The organism is Agromyces sp. G08B096 (genome assembly GCF_040267705.1).
Lineage (GTDB): Bacteria > Actinomycetota > Actinomycetes > Actinomycetales > Microbacteriaceae > Agromyces.
Map to the genome: position 1 here is coordinate 1,008,578 of NZ_CP158374.1, position 20,283 is coordinate 1,028,860.

General features: G+C 71.0%; 21 protein-coding genes. 10 read left to right on the forward strand and 11 right to left on the reverse strand.

Translation table 11 applies throughout. The features are described 5' to 3' along the window. Window positions 1–15 precede the first annotated feature (15 nt). The 3 genes from ABIQ69_RS04970 to ABIQ69_RS04980 all read left to right on the forward strand — a co-directional run bounded on the left by ABIQ69_RS04970 (window position 16) and on the right by ABIQ69_RS04980 (window position 3,500). Window positions 16–1,587, forward strand: coding sequence for an MFS transporter (locus ABIQ69_RS04970; protein WP_350349276.1), 1,572 nt, complete (start codon window positions 16–18; stop codon window positions 1,585–1,587). A 170-nt stretch (window positions 1,588–1,757) separates the two neighbouring features. Continuing rightward, a complete protein-coding gene (locus ABIQ69_RS04975; protein ID WP_350349277.1) occupies window positions 1,758–2,396 on the forward strand; it encodes a DNA-directed RNA polymerase subunit beta in 639 nt (212 codons plus the stop codon). 216 nt (window positions 2,397–2,612) lie between these two features. Then, window positions 2,613–3,500, forward strand: coding sequence for an aminodeoxychorismate lyase (locus ABIQ69_RS04980; protein WP_350349278.1), 888 nt, complete (start codon window positions 2,613–2,615; stop codon window positions 3,498–3,500). A gap of 48 nt (window positions 3,501–3,548) precedes the next feature. On the opposite strand, the gene pstB is transcribed toward ABIQ69_RS04980, so the two are convergent. From pstB to ABIQ69_RS05015, 7 genes are all read right to left on the reverse strand, one after another. Further along, window positions 3,549–4,328, reverse strand: coding sequence for a phosphate ABC transporter ATP-binding protein PstB (pstB, locus tag ABIQ69_RS04985; protein ID WP_350349279.1), 780 nt, complete (start codon window positions 4,326–4,328; stop codon window positions 3,549–3,551). Between the two features lie 25 nt (window positions 4,329–4,353). Continuing rightward, window positions 4,354–5,460, reverse strand: a complete 1,107-nt coding sequence (gene pstA, locus ABIQ69_RS04990) for a phosphate ABC transporter permease PstA (protein ID WP_350349280.1) — start codon at window positions 5,458–5,460, stop codon at window positions 4,354–4,356. Further along, window positions 5,460–6,398 carry a phosphate ABC transporter permease subunit PstC gene (gene pstC / locus ABIQ69_RS04995; protein WP_350349281.1) on the reverse strand — a complete coding sequence of 313 codons (939 nt, stop codon included), beginning with the start codon at window positions 6,396–6,398 and terminating at the stop codon, window positions 5,460–5,462. Before pstC ends, pstA begins: the two co-directional genes overlap by 1 nt. 93 nt (window positions 6,399–6,491) lie before the next feature. Further along, the gene (gene pstS / locus ABIQ69_RS05000; RefSeq protein ID WP_350349282.1) at window positions 6,492–7,583 is read right to left on the reverse strand and encodes a phosphate ABC transporter substrate-binding protein PstS; all 1,092 of its coding nucleotides are present in this window, start codon (window positions 7,581–7,583) and stop codon (window positions 6,492–6,494) included. A 146-nt stretch (window positions 7,584–7,729) separates the two neighbouring features. Further along, complete coding sequence (locus tag ABIQ69_RS05005; RefSeq protein WP_350349283.1) at window positions 7,730–8,686, reverse strand: NUDIX hydrolase; 957 nt, start codon at window positions 8,684–8,686, stop codon at window positions 7,730–7,732. Beyond that, window positions 8,683–10,854 carry an RNA degradosome polyphosphate kinase gene (locus ABIQ69_RS05010; protein WP_350349284.1) on the reverse strand — a complete coding sequence of 724 codons (2,172 nt, stop codon included), beginning with the start codon at window positions 10,852–10,854 and terminating at the stop codon, window positions 8,683–8,685. Before ABIQ69_RS05010 ends, ABIQ69_RS05005 begins: the two co-directional genes overlap by 4 nt. Window positions 10,855–10,941: 87 nt before the next feature. Then, window positions 10,942–11,625 (reverse strand): response regulator transcription factor, encoded by a 684-nt coding sequence (locus tag ABIQ69_RS05015; RefSeq protein ID WP_350349285.1) that lies wholly within the window; start codon window positions 11,623–11,625, stop codon window positions 10,942–10,944. Between the two features lie 78 nt (window positions 11,626–11,703). Here ABIQ69_RS05015 and ABIQ69_RS05020 point away from each other — a divergent pair, with 78 nt between their 5' ends. The 3 genes from ABIQ69_RS05020 to ABIQ69_RS05030 all read left to right on the forward strand — a co-directional run bounded on the left by ABIQ69_RS05020 (window position 11,704) and on the right by ABIQ69_RS05030 (window position 13,936). Then, a complete protein-coding gene (locus ABIQ69_RS05020; RefSeq protein ID WP_350349286.1) occupies window positions 11,704–12,018 on the forward strand; it encodes a hypothetical protein in 315 nt (104 codons plus the stop codon). Between the two features lie 161 nt (window positions 12,019–12,179). Beyond that, window positions 12,180–12,788, forward strand: coding sequence for an FABP family protein (locus ABIQ69_RS05025; RefSeq protein WP_350349287.1), 609 nt, complete (start codon window positions 12,180–12,182; stop codon window positions 12,786–12,788). Further along, window positions 12,788–13,936 carry a folate-binding protein gene (locus tag ABIQ69_RS05030; RefSeq protein WP_350349288.1) on the forward strand — a complete coding sequence of 383 codons (1,149 nt, stop codon included), beginning with the start codon at window positions 12,788–12,790 and terminating at the stop codon, window positions 13,934–13,936. Before ABIQ69_RS05025 ends, ABIQ69_RS05030 begins: the two co-directional genes overlap by 1 nt. 39 nt (window positions 13,937–13,975) lie before the next feature. Here the strand turns inward: ABIQ69_RS05030 and ABIQ69_RS05035 are convergent, their stop codons facing one another. Continuing rightward, entirely contained in the window at window positions 13,976–14,785 is an 810-nt protein-coding gene (locus ABIQ69_RS05035) for a class I SAM-dependent methyltransferase (protein ID WP_350349289.1), read from the reverse strand. A gap of 33 nt (window positions 14,786–14,818) precedes the next feature. On the opposite strand from ABIQ69_RS05035, the gene ABIQ69_RS05040 reads away from it, so the two are divergent. Beyond that, window positions 14,819–15,565, forward strand: coding sequence for a phosphoglyceromutase (locus ABIQ69_RS05040; protein ID WP_350349290.1), 747 nt, complete (start codon window positions 14,819–14,821; stop codon window positions 15,563–15,565). An 82-nt stretch (window positions 15,566–15,647) separates the two neighbouring features. Here the strand turns inward: ABIQ69_RS05040 and phoU are convergent, their stop codons facing one another. Beyond that, window positions 15,648–16,298 (reverse strand): phosphate signaling complex protein PhoU, encoded by a 651-nt coding sequence (gene phoU, locus ABIQ69_RS05045; protein WP_350349291.1) that lies wholly within the window; start codon window positions 16,296–16,298, stop codon window positions 15,648–15,650. 184 nt (window positions 16,299–16,482) lie between these two features. Here phoU and ABIQ69_RS05050 point away from each other — a divergent pair, with 184 nt between their 5' ends. After that, a complete protein-coding gene (locus ABIQ69_RS05050) occupies window positions 16,483–17,709 on the forward strand; it encodes an ATP-binding protein (protein ID WP_350349292.1) in 1,227 nt (408 codons plus the stop codon). Next, window positions 17,706–18,386 carry a response regulator transcription factor gene (locus ABIQ69_RS05055; protein WP_350349293.1) on the forward strand — a complete coding sequence of 227 codons (681 nt, stop codon included), beginning with the start codon at window positions 17,706–17,708 and terminating at the stop codon, window positions 18,384–18,386. The genes ABIQ69_RS05050 and ABIQ69_RS05055 overlap by 4 nt, the downstream gene beginning before the upstream one ends. Window positions 18,387–18,438: 52 nt before the next feature. Here the strand turns inward: ABIQ69_RS05055 and ABIQ69_RS05060 are convergent, their stop codons facing one another. Beyond that, window positions 18,439–18,903: a hypothetical protein gene (locus tag ABIQ69_RS05060; RefSeq protein ID WP_350349294.1), complete on the reverse strand. Its 465-nt coding sequence runs from the start codon at window positions 18,901–18,903 to the stop codon at window positions 18,439–18,441. 150 nt (window positions 18,904–19,053) lie between these two features. Between ABIQ69_RS05060 and ABIQ69_RS05065 the strand changes: the two genes are divergently transcribed. Continuing rightward, window positions 19,054–19,536, forward strand: coding sequence for a CarD family transcriptional regulator (locus tag ABIQ69_RS05065; protein WP_350349295.1), 483 nt, complete (start codon window positions 19,054–19,056; stop codon window positions 19,534–19,536). Window positions 19,537–19,659: 123 nt separating this feature from the next. Here ABIQ69_RS05065 and ABIQ69_RS05070 read toward each other — a convergent pair whose 3' ends face one another. Then, window positions 19,660–20,259 carry a hypothetical protein gene (locus tag ABIQ69_RS05070; RefSeq protein WP_350349296.1) on the reverse strand — a complete coding sequence of 200 codons (600 nt, stop codon included), beginning with the start codon at window positions 20,257–20,259 and terminating at the stop codon, window positions 19,660–19,662. Window positions 20,260–20,283: the final 24 nt, after the last annotated feature.

A 20,283-nucleotide genomic window follows, 5' to 3' on the forward strand; every position in this document is an offset into this window, starting at 1 on the left:
GAGCGGCCGGGGTGGGTGTACCTGCTGGGTGTACCCATGCCAGGTGTCTGGCTGTCGCCATCCGGGGCCGGGAGCGTTGACGGTATGGCTCAACAACCTTCCGGCTCGCGGACGGGCAGCGTCCGCGCCTGGCTCGGTCTCCTCGTCGTTCTCGGCCCCGTCCTGCTGGTCTCCATGGACGGATCGATCCTGTTCCTCGCGATGCCCCGGGTCAGTCAAGCGCTGAGTCCCAGCGCGGACCAAGCTCTGTGGATCCTCGACATCTACGGCTTCGCCGTCGGATCCCTGCTCATCGCCTTCGGGAACATCGGTGATCGCTACGGACGCCTTCGCCTCCTCATGATCGGCGCGATCTTCTTCGGCCTCGCATCGGTCGCTGGGGCCTTCGCGCCGACACCGGAACTCCTGATCGCTGCGCGCGCCGTCATGGGCATCGCCGGAGCGACCCTTCTTCCGTCCGCTCTGGCGGTGCTGAGCGAGTTGTTCACCGACCCGAAGCGACGCGCCCAGGCCATCGGCATCTTCGCCGCCGCCTTCGCTGCCGGGTTCGCGGTCGGCCCGATCATCGGCGGGGTGCTTCTCGAGCGATTCTGGTGGGGGTCCGTGTTCCTGGTGAACCTGCCCGTCATCGGGCTGTTCCTCTGTCTCGCTCCCGTGCTGCTTCGAGAGGTCCGAACCACGCGTCCCGGACGGATCGACCCGATCAGTGTCCTGACCTCTGCGGGCGGGCTCCTGCTGGCGATCTACGGCATCAAGCACGCAGCAGCCGAGGGGCTGACCGTGTCCGCGGTCGCTCCCGCGGTCGCAGGGATCGCAGTGCTGACGTGGTTCAGCGTCAGACAGCGGCGGCTCGAGCACCCGCTCATCGACTTCTCCCTCTTCCGCGACCGGACCTTCACTCTCGCCATCGTCACCGGACTGCTGCCCCTCGCCGCGTGGTCGGCCGCGGCCTACCTGGCGGGGATCTACCTGCAATCCGTCCTTGGCATCCCGGTCCTGCGGGCGGCACTCCTCGCGCTGCCCGGGGCCGTCGTGCTGACCATCACCTGCATTGTCACTCCGATGATCATCGACCGCGTCGGCAAGCGCACCGCATTGCTCGTCTGTCACTTCTCCATCGCCGTCGGTCTGCTTCTGCTGCTTCCCACCACGGTCACGGGTGGGATCGGCTGGTTCGTCGCGTCCACCGCTGTGGCCGGCATCGGCTACGGCATCTCGTTCGCCGTCGTTGCCGACACCGCCGTCGCCGCGGTCCCGCCCGAACGCGCCGGGTCAGCGGGCGCGATCGCCGAGACCAGCAACGAGATCGGCAACGCGCTCGGCATCGCGGTGCTCGGATCGCTCGCTGCCGTGGTATTCCGCCTTCAGGGCCCCGACCTCGCCCCCACACTCGATGAGACGCTCCAGGTGCCCGAGTTGGCGACAGCGGTCGTGGTTGACGCCAAGTCGGCGTTCCTCAGCGGTCTGCACATCGCCGCAGCAACGGCCGGCTTCCTGCATTTCGTTCTCGGCATCCTCGCGTTGCGCTGGTTGCCCCGAGACCGCGTCGCCCAAACGGCTGATCGAGAAACGGCGCCGGCTCGTTGACCGGCGCCGCCGCCCCCGACCCTGGACTGGACGGTCTCGACGTGGCGGCGGAGGTGGGCGCTGACGCAGGAGTGCATGCGGGAAGGCGCAGGGCAAGATCCGGGAGGCCTCGTCGAACCCTCAGCCCCAGTCCGGGGCCGCACCCCCATCCGAGGAGTATCGTGTCCGGGATGGCCGCCGACTTCCACCGACCCACCCGGTTCCCGCCGGGCATGTTCGAGGGCTTCCAGGGCGGAGCCGATCCGGCTCACCTGAGTCGGGTCGCGCACGACACCGCGGCCGCCCTGCTCTCCCGCGTCCGCTCCGACCCCGACCCCGAGGTCGTGCAGCGCCTGATCTCGTACACCGACCGGCACGGCATCGACACCATCGCCGAGCTCTGGTCGCAGGCCTCGGCGAAGAGCCTGCCGGGCGCCCTGTGGCGCATCTACCTGCTGCGCACCCTCATCCGGCAGGACCCCGCCGGCACGAGCCTCGCCTTCCAGCGGGGCACGGAAGTCTCACGCACGATCGACCAGGTCGTCGCCGGCGCGGCGATCCCCACGGGTCCAGACGAGGTGCGCGAGCTCGCCGACACCATCCTGCACGGCGTGTTCACGGGCGACTTCGCAGTCGCTCTCGAGCGCGCGGCCGCGTTCTGCCGGGTCGCCGCGGCCGGCTACGCCGACCTCGCCGACGATGCGGATGCCGCGGACGCCGTTCGTCCCGACCGTCCGGCCGAGCTCACCAGGCGGGCGCTGCGTCTCACGGAGCTCGCCGACGAGCTCGCCTCGTGCGCGAGGCTCTGGCGGCACGACTCGCTCGACTGACCGACGACGCGCGCGTGGAATACCCGCCGGCAGGACTCCGTTACACTCGATGTGCCGGGCCGCAGTAACCCCGGGCTCCAACATTCGCCGCTTCGAGCGGCCTCGCGCCGAGAGGCGTTCTGCGGCCCGGTATTTCCATGCCCGGGCGCGGTTCCTCCGCCCGTTCCGGTGCTGCCGGGCCGTATCCCGGCCGCCTCCGGCGCGTAGCATCGAGGCATGCCCGAGACCGTGACCCTGCTCATCGATCCCATCGCCGCCGACGCCGAGGGCGCCGACCTCGCGAGCACGTTCCGCGCCGTCGATGCCGCCGAACCCGCGCTCCGGGTGGGCGAGCTGTCGACGCAGCGCGGCGACGGTATCTTCGAGACGATCGGCGTCGCCGACGGGCACGCGCAGGAGGTGCGCCCCCACCTCGAGCGGCTGCGCAACTCCGCGCGGATCTGCGAGCTCCCCGAGCCGAACCTCGCCCAGTGGGAGGCGGCGATCCAGACCGCGGTGGCGCAGCTGCCGCGCGACGGCGAGTTCGGGATCAAGCTGGTGCTGAGCCGCGGGGTGGAGCACGGCCCGGCGCCGACCGCCTGGCTCACGACCTCCCGCGCGGCCGACTTCACGGTGCCGCGTGAGCGCGGCATCCGGGTGGTGACCCTCGACCGCGGCTACGACCGCGGGGCGGCCGAGCGCGCGCCGTGGCTGCTCCTCGGGGCGAAGACCCTCTCGTACGCCGTGAACATGGCGGCGATCCGCGAGGCCAAGCGGCGGGGCGCGGATGACACGATCTTCGTGTCATCCGACGGGTACGTCATGGAGGGGCCGACCTCGAGCGTCATCCTGCGTCGCGACGGCGTCTACTCGACGCCCGCCCCGAGCGGTGCCATCCTGCACGGCACGACCCAGCAGAGCCTGTTCGAGCACCTCGAGGCGACCGGGCACACGCCCGAGTACCGGGACATCCCCGTCGACGAGCTGCGCACCGCGGATGCCGCGTGGCTGGTGTCCAGCGTGCGCCTCGCAGCCGGCATCACCGAGCTCGACGGCGAGCCGATGCCCTACGACGCGGCCACGACCGCGGAGTTCAACGCCTACCTGCTCACGCCGCGCGACTGAGCCGCAGCCGGCGACGGCGGCGAGTCGCGACTCGCCGCCGAGCGCCGATCATCCGAAGCGGCCGGAGACGTAGTCCTCGGTCGCCTGCACCGACGGGTTCGAGAAGATCGTCGTCGTCGCGTCGTACTCGATGAGCTTGCCCGGCTTGCCGGTGCCGGCGATGTTGAAGAACGCGGTCTTGTCGGAGACGCGCGAGGCCTGCTGCATGTTGTGGGTCACGATGACGATCGTGTACTGCTGCTTGAGCTCCTCGATGAGGTCCTCGATGGCGAGCGTCGAGATCGGGTCGAGGGCCGAGCACGGCTCGTCCATCAGGATGACCTCGGGGGAGACCGCGATCGCGCGGGCGATGCAGAGGCGCTGCTGCTGGCCGCCCGAGAGGCCGGAGCCCGGCCGGTCGAGGCGGTCCTTGACCTCGTTCCAGAGGTTCGCGCCGCGCAGCGACTTCTCCACCAGGTCGTCGGCGTCGGACTTCGAGATGCGCCGGTTGTTCAGCTTCACGCCGGCGAGCACGTTCTCCTTGATCGACATCGTCGGGAAGGGGTTCGGCCGCTGGAAGACCATGCCGACCTGCCGGCGGACGAGCACCGGGTCGACGTCGGGGTCGTAGAGGTTGTTGCCGTCGATCAGCACTTCGCCCTCGACGCGCGCGCCGGGGATGACCTCGTGCATGCGGTTGAGGGTTCGGAGAAAGGTCGACTTGCCGCAGCCCGATGGGCCGATGAACGCGGTCACGCTGCGGGGCTCGATCTCGAGCGAGACGCCCTCCACCGCGAGGAACTTCGAGTAGTAGACGTTCAGGTCTCGGACTTCGATGCGCTTGGACACGGGTTTCCTAACTGGCGGGACGGGGTCAGCGGCCGAACTTGGGGGCGAAGTACCGGGCGACGAGTCGCGCGATGAGGTTCAGCGCCATGACGATGAGGATGAGGGTGAGGGCACCGGCCCAGGCGCGGTCGAGGTACGCCTCGGGCGGATTGCCCTGGTTGGCGTACTGCGTGTACACGAACACCGGCAGCGACTGCATGCGTCCCTCGAAGAGGTTGTAGTTCATGCTCTGCGTGAAGCCGGCGGCGATGAGCAGCGGCGCGGTCTCGCCGATGACGCGGGCGATCGCGAGCATGATGCCCGTCGTGATGCCGGCGATGGAGGTCGGCAGCACCACCTTGACGATGGTGAGCCACTTCGGCACGCCGAGGGCGAGGGATGCTTCGCGCAGCTCGTTCGGCACGAGCCGCAGCATCTCCTCGCTGGAGCGCACGACGACCGGGATCATCAGGACGGCGAGCGCGACGGCGCCGGCGATGCCGAGGCGGACGCCCGGGCCGAAGAAGATCGCGAACAGGGCGTAGGCGAACAGGCCCGCGACGATCGAGGGGATGCCCGTCATGACGTCGACGAGGAAGGTGATGCCCCGCGCGATGCGGCCGCGGCCGTACTCGACGAGGTAGATCGAGGTCATGAGCCCGATCGGGATGGAGATGAGGGCCGCCGTCCCGGTCATCAGGAGCGTGCCGACGATGGCGTGCAGCGCCCCGCCGCCCTCGCCGGTGACGTTCCGCATCGACATGGTGAAGAAGTCGCCGTCGAAGCGGGCGAGGCCGAGGCTCAGGACGGTGATGGTGACCGAGATGAGGGGGATCATCGCGAGGAGGAACGCGCCCGTCACGAGGGCCGTGACCAGGCGATCGGTCGCGCGGCGCCGACCCTCGACGATCGAGGAGAACAGCCAGATCGTGGGGGCGTAGAGCACGGCGGCCACGACGATCGTCGCGATCCAGTTGAACTCGCCGGTGCCGATCGCGACGGCACCGAACAGCGCGGCCGAGACGACGAGGGTCGCCCCGAGGACGCCCCACGGCGCCCAGCCGGGCAGCCGCCCGGCGGTGAGCGAGTTCGCGATCGGCGCGGCGGCGGGCGCCGGGCGGCCGGTGTCGGGAGGCGTGGTCGTGAGGGTCATCAGTTGGCTCCCGAGAATTCCTTGCGGCGGGCCACGATCCAGCGGGCCGCGGCGTTCACCGCGAAGGTGACGACGAAGAGGATGAGGCCGGTGGCGATCAGCACGTTCACGTTGAGTGCGTACGCCTCGGGGAAGCTGAGGGCGATGTTCGCGGCGATGGTCGTCGGGTTCACGGAGGTCAGCAGCTCGAACGTGACCACGTGCGATGCCGAGAGCACCATCGCGACGGCCATGGTCTCGCCGAGCGCGCGGCCGAGCCCGAGGACCGAGGCGGAGATGATGCCCGGCCGGCCGAAGGGCAGCACCGCGGTGCGGATCATCTCCCACCGGGTCGCACCGAGCGCGAGGGCGGCCTCCTCGTGCAGCACGGGCGTCTGCAGGAAGACCTCGCGGCAGATGGCGGTCATGATGGGCAGCACCATGACGGCGAGCACGACCGCGGCGGTGAGGATCGTGCGGCCGGTCGCCGAGGCGTCACCCGCGAACAGCGGGATCCAGCCGAGGTACTCGTTGAGCCAGGCGTACACCGGCACGATCGCGGGGGCCAGCACGCCGATGCCCCAGAGGCCGAAGACGACCGAGGGCACCGCGGCGAGCAGGTCGACGACGTAGCCGAGCACCGACGCGAGCCGGCGCGGTGCGTAGTGCGAGATGAAGAGGGCGATGCCGATGGAGACGGGCACCGCCATGAGCAGGGCGAGGGCGGCGGCCCAGACCGTGCCGAAGACGAGCGGACCGACATAGTCCCAGAAGTTGGTCGGCAGGATCGAGGCGTCCTCGTTGGTGGCGAAGAGCGCAGGGATGGACTGGACGATGAGGAAGATCGCGACGGCGGCGAGCGTCACGAGGATCATCGAGCCGGCGAACAGGGCCGACCGTGAGAAGACGAGGTCACCGAGGCGGAGCTTCGCCTTGATCGGTGCGGGAGCGGTGCTCATCTGGCCGGGGTCCTCGGTTCTTTCGGGTCGGGGTGGGGGACGGGCTGAGCCCGGCCACGGGATCCGCGAGGATCCCGTGGCCGGGCCGATCGACTACTTGATGGAGTCGATCGCGGTCACGACCTGCTCGCGCAGCGAGTCCGAGATGGGCGCGGAGCCGGCGGCCTCGGCCGCGGCATCCTGACCCTCTTCGCTCGCCACGTAGGAGAGGTAGGACTTCACGAGCTCGACGTTGTCGGGCTCGGCGTACTCCTGGCACGCGATCAGGTAGCTGACGAGGACGATCGGGTAGACGCCGGCCTCGCTGGAGGTGCGGTCGATCTCGATCGCGAGGTCGCCCTCGGCGCGGCCCTCGGCGAGCGGGGACGCGTCGACGATGGCCGCGGCGGCCTCGGGCGAGTACTCGACGAACTCGTCGCCGACCTTGATCGCGGCGGTGCCGAGGTCACCAGCGCGCGAGGCGTCGGCGTAACCGATGGTGCCGGTGCCGTTGGTCACGGCGTCGACGACGCCCGAGGTGCCCTGAGCGGCCTCGCCGCCCTCGAACGGCCACACGCCGTCGGCCTCCCACGTCCACACGTCGGGCGCGGTGGCGCCGAGGTACTCGGTGAAGTTCTCGGTCGTGCCCGAGTCGTCCGAGCGGTGCACCGGGGTGATGGCCGCATCAGGCAGCTCGACGCCCTCGTTCGAGGCGGCGATGGCCGGGTCGTTCCACTTGGTGATCGTGCCGGCGAAGATGCCCGCGACGGTCTCCGGGTCGAGGTTCAGCGAGTCGACGCCCTCGAGGTTGAAGATCACGGCGATCGGCGAGATGTAGAGCGGCAGCTCGACGAGGTCGGTGTCGGGCGCGCACTTGGCGAAGCCGCCCTCGGCGAGCTCCTCGTCCTTGAACGCGCGGTCGGAGCCGGCGAAGTCGCTGGCGCCCTCGAGGAAGGTCTCACGACCGGCACCCGAGCCCGAGGGGTCGTAGTCGATCGTGACATCCGGGTTCGCCGTCTGGAACGCGGCGATCCAGGCCTGCTGCGCGCTGTCCTGCGACGAAGCGCCGGCGCCGACCAGGTTGCCCGAGAGGGACGAGGCCGACTCCGCGGGTGCGGCGCCGCCCTCGTTCGAGGCGCAGGAGCTGAGCGCGATGGCGGCGACCGCGGCGACGACCGCGGCGCGGCCGAGACGTGAGACGTTCACTGTGTTCCCTTCAGGGATGGTTTGCAGGATTCCGGGCCAGCACTCGGCCCGACGCTGCGACGCTAAGCGCCTCGGATGACGAGCATCCGTTACGAGAGTGAACGGCAGGTGAACGGGAGTGAACGCGCGGATGCCGCGCCGTGGGGCTACGCCCGTGCGGGATGCGCCGGATGCGTCTCGATCGCGACGATGCCGGAGCTCGGGTTCGTCGCGGAGAGGTGCACCACGCTGAAGGCGCCCGGCTCGAGGGCGGCCGCATCGTCGACGTAGCCGCCGAGCGGGGTGCCTGTGGCGAGGGCGATCTCGCGGAGGATGCCGGGCAGGACCGGGTTGTGGCTGCACAGCACGGCCGTGCGGCCGACGCGCACCCGTTTGCCCACGACGCGGCGCACCTCGTCGTGGCCGGCGTCCCAGGCGTCCTGGCTGATGCCCTCGTCGCGCTTGATCGGCACGCCGATGGCCGCAGCAAGCGGCGCCACGGTCGTGACGCAGCGCACGGCGGGGCTGGAGACGATCCGCTGCGGCGACCAGGCGGCGAGCGTCGTGGAGAGTCCGGCCGCCTGCTGCACGCCGAGCTCGGTGAGCGGTCGGGCGGCGTCGGCGCCGTGCCAGCCCGACCGGCCGACGGCCTTGCCGTGCCGGACGACGAGCAGCGAGAAGGTCGTGGTGACCTCCTGCTCGACGAGGCGCGCGAACGCGTCGAGGATGGCCACGTCGGGCTCGTAGCTGAGGTAGCTCCTCGCACGCTTGATGCTCACCCACTCGAGGGCGGCGATCTCGGAGTTCGGCCGGAACGTCGAGCGCTGCACGGCCTTCTCCGACACCTCGGCGGCCCAGTAGTGCACGACCTTCTCGCGACCGCTCGGCAGGCCGTAGCGCGACTCGCCGAGCGGCACGCCGAGCGCGACCTGGAGCCCGGTCTCCTCGGCGATCTCGCGCACCGCGGTCTGCGGCAGCGATTCGCCGGGGTCGACCTTGCCCTTCGGGATCGTGACGTCGCCGTAGACGGTGCGGTGCACGACGAGCACGTGCACCCGGCCGTCGATGACGCGCCAGCACACGGCGCCCGCTGCGTAGACCGCCGTCTCGACCGCGCGGGTCACCGCCGCTTCCCCGGTCGCGTGCGCTGGGCGATCTGCTGCATGAGCCGATTCTGCAGGTCGTCGAGCGGATGCCCCGACTCATCGACCGAGTGGCGCGTCCACGTGCCGTCGCCCTCGAGGTGCCACGAGCTCGTGCGCTCGTCGAGCGCCTGGTCGAACAACCCGTCGATCTCGGCGAGATGGTCGGGATCGGTGAGGCGGACGAGCGCCTCGACCCGCCGGTCGAGGTTGCGGTGCATCATGTCGGCCGAACCGATGTAGACCTGGGGGTCGCCGTCGCCGGCGAACGAGAAGATCCGCGAGTGCTCCAGGTAGCGGCCGAGGATGGAGCGGACGCGGATGTGCTCGCTGAGCCCTGGGATGCCGGGGCGGAGGCTGCAGATGCCGCGCACCCAGATGTCCACCGGCACGCCCGCGTTCGACGCGCGGTACAGCGCGTCGATGATCGCCTCGTCGACCATCGAGTTGACCTTGATGCGGATCCGGGCGGGCTTGCCGGCCTCGGCATTGCGGGTCTCGGCGGCGATGAGCTTCAGCAGGCCCTTGCGGAGGTGCAGGGGAGCGACGAGCAGCCGCTTGAACTTCTTCTCGATCGCATAGCCCGAGAGCTCGTTGAAGAGGCGCGTGAGGTCTTTGCCGACCTGGTCGTCGGCCGTGAGCAGGCCGAGGTCTTCGTAGATGCGGCTGGTCTTCGGGTTGTAGTTGCCCGTGCCGATGTGGCTGTAATGGCGGAGCTTGCCCTGCTCCTGCCGGATCACGAGCGCGAGCTTGCAGTGCGTCTTCAGTCCGACGAGCCCGTAGACGACGTGCACGCCCGCGCGCTCGAGCTTCCGCGCCCAGGTGATGTTGTTCTGCTCGTCGAACCTCGCCTTGATCTCGACGAGTGCGAGGACCTGCTTGCCCGCCTCGGCGGCGTCGATGAGGGCTTCGACGATGGGGCTGTCGCCGGAGGTGCGGTAGAGCGTCTGCTTGATCGCCAGCACGTTCGGGTCTGCCGCAGCCTGCTCGAGGAAGGCCTGCACACTCGTCGCGAACGACTCGTAGGGGTGGTGGAGCAGCACGTCCTTGCGGGAGACGGCGTCGAAGATGTCGGCCGTGCGGTTCGGCTCGGACGGCAGGAGCTGCGCGTTCGTCGCCGGCACGTGGGTGGGGTAGTGCAGCTCGGGGCGGTCGATCCTCGCGAGGTCGAACAGCCCGCCGAGGTCGAGCGGCGCGGGCAGGCGGAACACCTCCTGGTGGGAGATGTCGAGCTCGCGGACGAGGAGATCGAGCGTGACGTCGTCCATGTCGTCGCTCACCTCGAGCCGGATCGGCGGGCCGAAGCGGCGGCGCAGCAGCTCCTTCTCGAGCGCCTTGATGAGGTTCTCGGTCTCGTCCTCCTCGATCTCGACGTCCTCGTTGCGCGTCACCCGGAAGACGTGGTGCTCGAGCACCTCCATGCCGGGGAAGAGGTCGCCGAGGTGGTTGGCGATCAGCTCCTCGAGGGCGATGTACCTGGCGTCGTCGGCACGTTCGCTGTCGCTCACCGGGACGAACCGGGGCAGCATCTGCGGCACTTTGACGCGGGCGAACTCGAGTCGTCCGGTGCGGCTGTTGCGCACCCGCACGGACAGGTTCAGCGAGAGGCCGGAGATGTAGGGGAACGGGTGCGCCGGGTCGACCGCGAGCGGCATCAGCACCGGGAAGATCTGCTGGGCGAAGAAGCCGCGGAGGTGCTCGCGCTCGGCCTCGCCGAGCTCCGACCACGACACCACATGGATGCCGGCCTCGGCGAGGGCGGGCTTCACGAGCTCCTGGTAGACCGCGGCGTGCCGCTCCTGCAGCTCGTGCGCCGCGCGCGAGATGTCGGCGAGGACGTCGGTCGGGGCGCGGCCGACGTTCGTCGGCACCGCGAGGCCGGTGACGATGCGGCGCTTGAGCCCGGCGACCCGCACCATGAAGAACTCGTCGAGGTTCGAGGCGAAGATCGCGAGGAAGTTGGCCCGTTCGAGGACGGGAAGGCGCGGGTCCTCGGCGAGCTCCAGCACGCGCTGGTTGAAGGCGAGCCAGCTGAGCTCGCGGTCGAGGTAGCGCTCGGCGGGCAGCTCGGGCGCGCCCTCGACGTCGAAGGGCTCGAAGTCGTCGTCGAAGTCGCTGGCCGTGCGATCGTCGTCGAGGGTGTCCGTCATCCCCTCATCATGCCACCGGGCTGCGACGCGCCGGTTGCGCGCGGGTCAACGACGGATGACGCGTCCCGCGAGCGCGCGGGCGCTCGGTCAGGGCGCGACGGGCGCGCCCTCCTCCTCCTCGTGGACGTTGAACCGGTACCCGACGTTGCGGACGGTGCCGATGAGGCCGTCGAGGTCACCGAGCTTCGCCCGGAGCCGACGCACGTGCACGTCGACGGTGCGGGTGCCGCCGAAGTAGTCGTACCCCCACACCTCGCTGAGCAGCTGCTCCCGCGTGAACACGCGGGACGGGTGCGCGGCGAGGAAGCGGAGCAGCTCGAACTCCTTGTACGTCAGGTCGAGCGGTCGGCCGTGCACCTTCGCGGAATAGCTCGCCTCGTCGATGACGACCCCGGAGGTCTGGATGCGCTCGGAGGGGGCGGCAGACTGGGCGCGCCCGATCGCGAGGCGGATGCGGGCGTCGATCTCCGCGGGCCCCGCGCCCTCGAGCACGACGTCGTCGACGCCCCAATCGGGCGTGACCGCCGCGAGCCCGCCCTCGGTCACGATGAGCAGCAGCGGCGCGGACAGACCGGTCGTGCGGAGGATCTGGGCGAGTGCCTTGGCGGCGGCGAGGTTGGTGCGCGCGTCGAGCATGACGAGGTCGGACTCGGGCGCGCGCACGAGCTGCTCGGGCGACGCGGGGATCACCCGCGTTCGATGAGTCAGGAGCGACAGAGCCGGGAGGACGTCTTCGTCGGCCGCCGGCGACAGGATCAGCAGCTGCGCCACGCACACCCTCCAGTAGTAAGGTGCGGTCAATACTACGGGACGCCGGACGCTGGGTGACGCGCCCGGAAACGGGGAGTGATGGACACGAGTTCGACGAGCGCGCGCGGGGGCCGGACGGCGGTGGCGGTGGCCTGGGCGGTCGCCGCGGCCGGCTCGATCGCGGTCGTCGCCGGCGCGGCGGCCGGCGCCGCCTGGGTCACGGATGCCTCGCCGCTCGGCCGGTTCGGAGCGCTCGGCGTGGTCTTCGCGCTGGCGGTGCTCACGGCGCTCGTCGCGCAGCTCGCGACGAGGCGGCCGGAAGGCTTCGTCGCGCGGGCCAGCTGGGCGGTGGCCGGGGCCGCGGTGGTCGTCGCGCTCGCCGCAGCGGTGCTCGCCGCGACGCCCGCCGGCTGAGCGGACGCGGGGTAGACTCGCAGCATGTCTGAGCTGCTCGCCCTCGAACTCCTCTTCATCGGACTGCTCGGCCTCGCGACGCTCGCGATCGCCTGGATCTCCGGCGTCGTGGTCTACAAGCTCTTCAAGGGCCAGCGCTAAGCGCTGATGCAGGCGTGGCGATGATCGAGCTGCCCGTCGACCTTCCGGCCGAGCTCGTGCCGCTCTCCTGGCTCATCGGCGTGTGGGAGGGGTCGGGCGTCATCGACTACCAGGTCGGCGAGGGCAAGGTCACCCGCGAGTTCGGTCAGCGGGTGAGCTTCAGCCACGACGGGCTGCCGCACCTGAACTACACCTCCTACACCTGGCTCTTCCCCGAGGAGGAGGGCGGTGAGCCCACGCCGCTCGCGACCGAGACCGGGTACTGGCGGCTCGCGCGGGCGCTCGGCGAGGGCGATCAGGGGCCGGCGCTGCTGCCGGCCTCGGGCGAGCCCCGCTTCGCGACGGCCGAGCAGGTCGAGTCGCTGCGCAACGCCGACGGCGGGTTCGACCTCGATGTGTCGATCGCTCATCCGGCCGGCATCCTCGAGCTGTATCTCGGGCAGGTGAAGGGCCCGCGCATCGATCTCGCGACCGACGCGGTGATCCGTTCGGCGGGCGCGCAGGAGTACTCGGCGGCGACCCGGCTGTACGGCCTCGTCGAGGGGCACCTGCTCTGGGCGTGGGACATCGCGGCCCTGGGTCAGGAGCTGCGCACCCACGCTTCGGCCCGGCTGGCGAAGGCCGACTGATGACGTCCCCGTTCCTCTCGCTGCCCGGCGCCGTCCCCGCGGAGGGTGTCGACGACGGCGTCGCGGGCCACTACGGCAACCCGATCATCGAGCAGCGACGCCTCGAGCAGGGCCGGGCCGTCGTCGACCTGTCCGATCGCGGCGTCGTCACCGTGACGGGGCCCGACCGGCTGAGCTGGCTGCACTCGATGGCGAGCCAGGCGCTCGCCCGGCTCGCTCCCGGCGAGTCGGCCGAAGCCCTGCTCCTCGACGCCAACGGCCACATCGAGCACGTCGCACACGTGCTCGACGACGGCGTCACCACCTGGCTGGTCGTCGAAGGCGCCGAGGCCGCACCGCTCGCGGCATTCCTCGACCGCATGCGGTTCATGCTCCGGGTCGAGGTCGCCGACGTCTCGGCCGAGTGGGCCGTCATCGCGGCGATGGACGAGGCGGCGCTCGATGCGGCCGTGCCGGCCGCCGCCCCGGCGGGGGTCGCCCTCGACTGGGCGGACCCGTGGCGGGAGGCATCCGGGTACCAGTACTCGCACGAGGCGCGGCATCCCGCCGAAGCGTGGACGTGGATCGAGCGGGTCGTGCCGCGCACGGCGCTCGCCGACGCGGCGCAGGCCGTCGCGGCCGGGCGGATCGAGGCGGCCGGATCGCTGGCCGCCGAGGCGCTGCGCATCGCCGCGTGGCGACCCCGGTTCGCGACCGAGGTCGACGAGAAGGCGATCCCGCACGAGCTCGACTGGCTGCGGAGCGCGGTCGACCTCGGCAAGGGCTGCTACAAGGGGCAGGAGACCGTCGCCAAGGTGCTGAACCTCGGGCGCCCGCCGCGCCGACTCGTGCTGCTGCACCTCGACGGCAGCGACACGGTGCTGCCCACGGCCGGCGAGCCCGTCGTCGGAGAGAAGACCAGACCCGAGCCCGAGCCGGGCGCGGAGCCCGAGCGCCGCACCGTCGGCCGCATCACCTCGAGCGCGCTGCACCACGAGCTCGGGCCGATCGCGCTCGCCGTGATCAAACGCGCGGTGCCGGCCGACCTGCCGCTCATCGTCGAGAGCCACGGCATCGACGTCGCGGCCGCGCAGGTCGAGATCGTCCCGGCCGACGCCGGCGCCGCGGTCGACGTGCCGCGACTGCCGCGCCTCGGCGTGCGGCACTGAGCTCCGCCCCTCGCCACCGGCCGGCGGTTCGCGTGCGGCTCAGCGCGGCGCGACCGCGTCCCAGTCGACGGTGAGCTCGCCGAGCCGCCACCGCCGCACGCCGTCGCGGACGGGCCAGCCCTCGTCGCGCAGGGTGCGCGCCACCCGGATGAACCGCTGACTCGGCCCATGCACCGACCACGGCGCGTGCACCCGCCACGCGCGATCGAGGGCGGTCAGCAGCTCGTGCACACGTTCGCCCGGCACGTTGCGATGGATGAGCGCCTTCGGCAGCCGCTCGGCGACGATCGACGGCTGCTCGAGCGCGGTGAGCCGCAGACTGAGCGTGAACGTCGCCGGCCCGGATGCCCCGAGCCCGACCCAGCTCGCGACGCGGCCGAGCTCGTCGCAGGTGCCTTCGACGACGAGGCCGTCGGGCGCGATGCGGGAGGTGAGCCGGCCCCAGGCGGCGGCGACCTCGGCCTCGTCGTACTGGCGCAGCACGTTGAACGCGCGGATCACGGCGGGGCGCCGGCCCTCCGGCGTCGGCACCTCGAACCCGCCGAGGGCGAATGAGACGTCGAGGTCGGGCGGGAACGCCGACCGGCCGGCGCGCAGAGCCTCGAGCTGCGCAGTCGCGGTGCGCACGCGTGCCGGATCGATCTCGAGTCCGAGCACCTCGACGTCGGGCCGTGCGCGTCGCAGCCTTGTCGCGAGCTCGAACGCGGTCACGCCGCTCGCGCCGTACCCGAGGTCGACCACGAGCGGGTCGGAAGCCCGGCGCAACTGGGGCTGCACCGCGATCCACCGATCGACGCGGCGCAGGCGGTTGGTGTTCGTGGTGCCTCGCGTGACGGTTCCGACGGGCATGGCCCCCAGTCTCGCAGGCCATAGGCTGGTCGCATGCCTCACACCCTCGTGCTGCTGCGCCATGGCAACAGCGAATGGAACCAGAAGAACCTCTTCACCGGCTGGGTCGACGTGCGGCTCAGCGAGCAGGGCCGCGCCGAGGCCAAGCGCGCGGGCGAGCTGCTCGTCGAGAAGCAGGTGCTGCCCGACGTGCTCCACACCTCGGTGCTGACGCGCGCCATCCAGACGGCCGACCTCGCGCTCGAGGAGGCCGACCGGCTGTGGATCGACGTCCGTCGGTCGTGGCGGCTGAACGAGCGCCACTACGGCGCGCTGCAGGGGCTCGACAAGGCCGAGACGCTCGAGAAGTACGGGCCCGAGCAGTTCCAGCTGTGGCGTCGCTCGTTCGACGTGCCCCCGCCCCCGCTCGACGACGACGCCGAGTACTCGCAGGTCGGCGACCCGCGCTACGCGACCCTCACCGACGACGAGCTGCCCCGCACCGAGTGCCTGAAAGACGTCATCGCGCGCATGCTGCCGTACTGGGAGGAGGGCATCGTCCCCGACCTCGCCGCCGGCAAGACGGTCCTCGTCACGGCGCACGGCAACTCGCTGCGCGCGCTCGTGAAGCACCTCGAGGGCATCAGCGACGAAGACATCGCCGAGCTCAACATCCCCACCGGCATCCCGCTCGTCTACGAGCTCGGCGACGACTTCATGCCCACGAAGCCCGGCGAGTACCTCGACCCGGAGGCCGCCGCCGCGGGCGCCGCTGCGGTCGCCGCGCAGGGCAAGAAGTAGCCGCCCGCACCACGCGCGAACGGACGACGAAGGGCCCGGCGGTGTTCGCCGGGCCCTTCGCCATGTCTCGTCGTGGCGGCGTCTACTGCTCCGGCACCCAGTCGCCGGTTGCGAGGTACTGCACCTTCTTGGCGATGGAGACCGCGTGGTCGGCGAACCGCTCGTGGTACCGGCTCGCGAGGGTCGCGTCGACGGTGTCGATCGCCTCGCCCTTCCAGGTCTCGCCGAGCACCTTGTCGAAGACGCTGAGGTGCAGCGCGTCGATCTTGTCGTCCTCGTTGCGGATCTCCTCGGCGAGCTTGACGTCCTCGTTGCGCAGCAGCTCGGCGAGCTTGCGGGCGATCTCGACGTCGAGCCGGCCCATCTCCGCGAACGTCGACCGCAGCGACTTCGGCACGACCTTGTCGGGGAACCGGTAGCGGGCGAGCTGGGCGATGTGGGTCGACATGTCGCCCATGCGCTCGAGCGACGCGCTCACCCGGAGGGCGGACACCACGATGCGGAGGTCCCGGGCGACCGGCTGCTGCCGCGCGAGGATGGTGATGGCGAGCTCGTCGAGCGCGACGGTCGCCTGGTCGATGCGGGGGTCCTCGGCGATGACCTCCTCGGCGAGGCTCACGTCGGACTCGTTGAACGCCCGGGTCGCCTTGTCGATCGATTCGGCGACGAGGCCGGCGATCTCGACCAGGCCGTCCTGCACCTCCCGCAGTTCCTGCTGGAACACCTCACGCATGTACGAACCCCTTGATCTCCACCGCCCGCGCGACGCGCGCGGGCGCACCGGTTCCCTCCGGCCCCGGTCATCCTCCCGGCGGCGGGTGAACAGCAGGTGCCGCGAACCTGAACACTTCCTAACGTAGCGCCGTACGGGGCCATCCGGGCCGTGCGGCCCTTCACGTCTCGTTATCGTGGTGCACATGGAGTCCACCTGGCTGGTGCTCGCCGCCCTGGCCTTCGGCGTCTTCCTCGGCGCCGCGTTCATGATCGTGCTGCACGTCGCGGAGCGCCGCGGGAACGCCGCCGCGCGCGTCGTCGCCCCCACGATCCCCGACGGCGTGGGCCAGGTGCTCGACGTGCTCGAGTCGGCCGGGATCGTCCTCGATCCCTCGAACAACGTGCTCCGCGCCTCGCCGGGCGCCCTCTCCATGGGTCTCGTGCGCGACCAGTCGCTCGTGCACGCGGAGTTCGCCGACCTCGTCGCCGGCGTCCGGCGCACCGGGGAGCCCGCCGACGCCGAGGTGATCGTGCCGAGGGGCCCGTTCGGCCAGGCCCAGCTGCGCCTTCGCGTGCGCGCCGCGCGGCTCGGCACGAGGTTCGTGCTGCTGCTCGCCGAGGACCGCACCGAGGCGCACCGGCTCGACGAGGTGCGCCGCGACTTCGTGGCGAACATCAGCCACGAGCTGAAGACGCCGATCGCGTCGGTGAGCCTGCTCGCCGAGGCGATCGACATGGCGGCCGAGGAGCCCGAGCAGGTGCGCCGGTTCGCGAACCGGCTCAGCGTCGAGTCGGCGAGGCTCGCCCACATCACGAACGAGGTGATCGAGCTCTCGCGTCTGCAGGCGCAGGACGCGCTGCGACCCGATGAGCTCGTCGACGTCGACGACGCATGCCGGGCCGCCGTCGAGCAGAACCGCGTCGTCGCGGCGAGCAAGGGCATCGAGGTCGCGGTGCGCGCCAAGAGCGGCGCGCAGGTCTGGGGCGACCGCTCGCTCATGGTCGTCGCCGTGCACAACCTCGTGGCCAACGCGATCGCGTACTCGAACGAGGGCGGCCGGGTCGGCGTGGGCGTGCGCGTCGACGGCGCGATCGTCGAGATCGCGGTCACCGATCAGGGCATCGGCATCGCCGAGGAGGACCTCGATCGCGTGTTCGAGCGGTTCTACCGGGTCGACCAGGCCCGGTCGCGCAACACCGGCGGCAGCGGACTCGGCCTCTCCATCGTGAAGCACACGGTGCAGAACCTCGGCGGCGAGGTGCGCGTCTGGTCGCGCCCCGGCCGAGGAGCCACGTTCACGATCCGGCTTCCGATCGCCGAGCAGGGCGAGGCGATCCAGACGGATGCCTCCGGCTCCGCCGACGAGGCATCCACTTATGACGACCATGCGGCCGCACCGGCCGCCGCCCCCGGAGGAGCATCCGCGTGACCCGAATCCTGCTCGTCGAAGACGAGGCCGCCCTGAGCGAGCCGCTCGCGTTCCTGCTGGAGCGGGAGGGGTACGAGGTGGAGGTCGCCGCCGACGGCCGCGACGCGGTCGCCGCGTTCGACCGCGCGGGCGCCGACCTGGTGCTGCTCGACCTCATGCTGCCCGGCCTGCCCGGCACGGAGGTGTGCCGCGAGATCCGGAACCGGTCGAGCGTGCCGATCATCATGCTGACCGCGAAGGACTCCGAGATCGACATCGTCGTGGGCCTCGAGCTGGGCGCCGACGACTACGTCACGAAGCCGTACTCGACGCGCGAGCTGCTGGCCCGCATCCGTGCGGTGCTCCGGCGCCGGGTGGAGGCGCTCGACTTCGACGAGTCGGTGCTGGAGGGCGGCCGGGTGCGGATGGACGTCGACCGGCACACGGTCGAGGTCGACGGGGCGGCGGTGCAGATGCCGCTGAAGGAATTCGAGTTGCTCGAGCTGCTCATGCGCAATCCGGGCCGGGTGCTGACCCGCGGTCAGCTGATCGATCGCGTGTGGGGCTCGGACTACTTCGGCGACACCAAGACCCTCGACGTGCACATCAAGCGCATCCGCTCGAAGATCGAAGAGGTGCCGTCGGAGCCCGTGCAGCTCGTGACCGTCCGCGGCCTCGGCTACCGGTTCGAGGCGTAGCGCGAGCGGACCGCCGATCCGCGGCAGGCCGCCGCCGCGGCGCGGGCCGCCGCTAGGGCAGCAGGTCGGCGTACTCGGGCAGCGAGCCGTCGAGCACGGGCACGCGGAGCTCGACGCCCTCGGCGCCCTCGGCGGAGAAGTAGATCGAGACGAGCGCGCCGGGGTCGGCCGACAGTCCTTCGAGCGTGAGCGGCTCGTCGCCGTCGGCGCCGAGGACGACCTGGCTGCCGGCCTCGACCTCGAGGGTCACGGGCTCGCCGCCGTCGACGGGCTCGGCCGTGAGCTCGGCGTCGTCCTCGCCGGAGTTGGAGACGGTGAAGACGAGGCTCGCGTCCTCCTCGCCGGCCTCGGTGATCACGAGGATGTTGCGGAGGTCGAGGGTGCCGACGTTGGCGGAGATGCCGTCGCTCGCGTCGTAGTGCTCGGTCGTCGCCTGGTACGTGACCATCGAGCAGCCGCTTGCGCCGATGACGATGCCGAGAGCCAGGGCAGCGGATGCCGCGAGACGCGCCTTCACAGAACCTCCAAGTGCGTGAGCGCGCGAGGCTGCCGGCCCGGCGCGCAGGGTCGAGACGAGCATAGCCTACGGGCGGTCGCGAGGCCGGAGGCGGAACCTTAGCAGGTGAGCGGTGTGATAAACTGAAAGTTGCCGAAAGGACACCGATTCATGCTTTTTGAGGTTGGCGAGACCGTCGTTTACCCCCACCACGGCGCCGCAACGATCGTCGAAGTCAAGAAACGCGTCATCAAGGGCGAAGAGAAGCTCTACCTCAAGCTGAACGTCACGCAGGGCGACCTCGTCATCGAGGTTCCGGCCGAGAACGTCGACCTGGTCGGCGTGCGCGACGTCATCGGCAAGGAAGGCCTCGACAAGGTCTTCGAGGTGCTGCGCGCCCCCTTCACCGAGGAGCCGACCAACTGGTCGCGCCGGTACAAGGCGAACCTGGAGAAGCTCGCGTCGGGCGACGTGATCAAGGTCTCGGAGGTCGTCCGCGACCTCTGGCGCCGCGACCAGGACCGTGGCCTGTCCGCGGGGGAGAAGCGGATGCTGGCGAAGGCGCGTCAGATCCTCATCTCCGAGCTCGCGCTGGCGGAGAAGACCGACGAGGAGCAGGCCTCGGTCGTGCTCGACGAGGTCCTCGCCTCCTGATACCGCGATCGATGAGCGGTGGCCGCGGCCACCGCTCATCGTGCTGTCCGGGGCCGGCGCGACCGGTTTCGGCCGGCCGGATCGGGCCGTCCGGGTGGGGCCACCTGCCCCGATCCGGTGAGGTCAGCCGCTCGCGCCCGGAGGGTCGCCCGGAGCGAGATCGCCCTGTTCGGGCAGATCGCCGCGCTCGACCGGTTCGCGGTCGGGATCGATGACGGGCACGTCCGCGAAGAGCGCGTCGAGTTCGGCGGCGTTCGGCACGTGCACCCCCTCGGCGGCCTCGGCGAGCGCCGACGGCTCGGTCGCCGCCGTGCCCACGAGCCGCACCAGGGCTCCGTCGCGGGCGACGACGTATTCGTGTCGGCCGTTCGCTTCCCGGTGCCACACGTCGCCGTCGCGCGTGCACGCGACCTCCGCGTCGGGAGCCTCCTCGATCGGCAGCGCCTCGCATCCCGCTTCGTCGAAGGTGCCTCGCGCCGTCGTGAGCCGGATCTGGTCGCCGTCGGCCGCGGCGACGTAGATCGCCGACATCCCGTCGTCGCCGTACACGCCCACCGACTGCCCGGCGAGGTCGTAGCCCTCGATCGACGTCGTGGAGACGAGGTCGGGTGCGATGCCCGCCGCCGCGGCGCGGTCGGCGAGGTCCTCGGGTGAGGCGGCGGTCGCGCACCCCGTGAGACACGCGATCGCAGCCGCGGCCGCGATGGTCTGCAGTCGTCTCATCGGGCCAGCCTGCCACACGTGCAC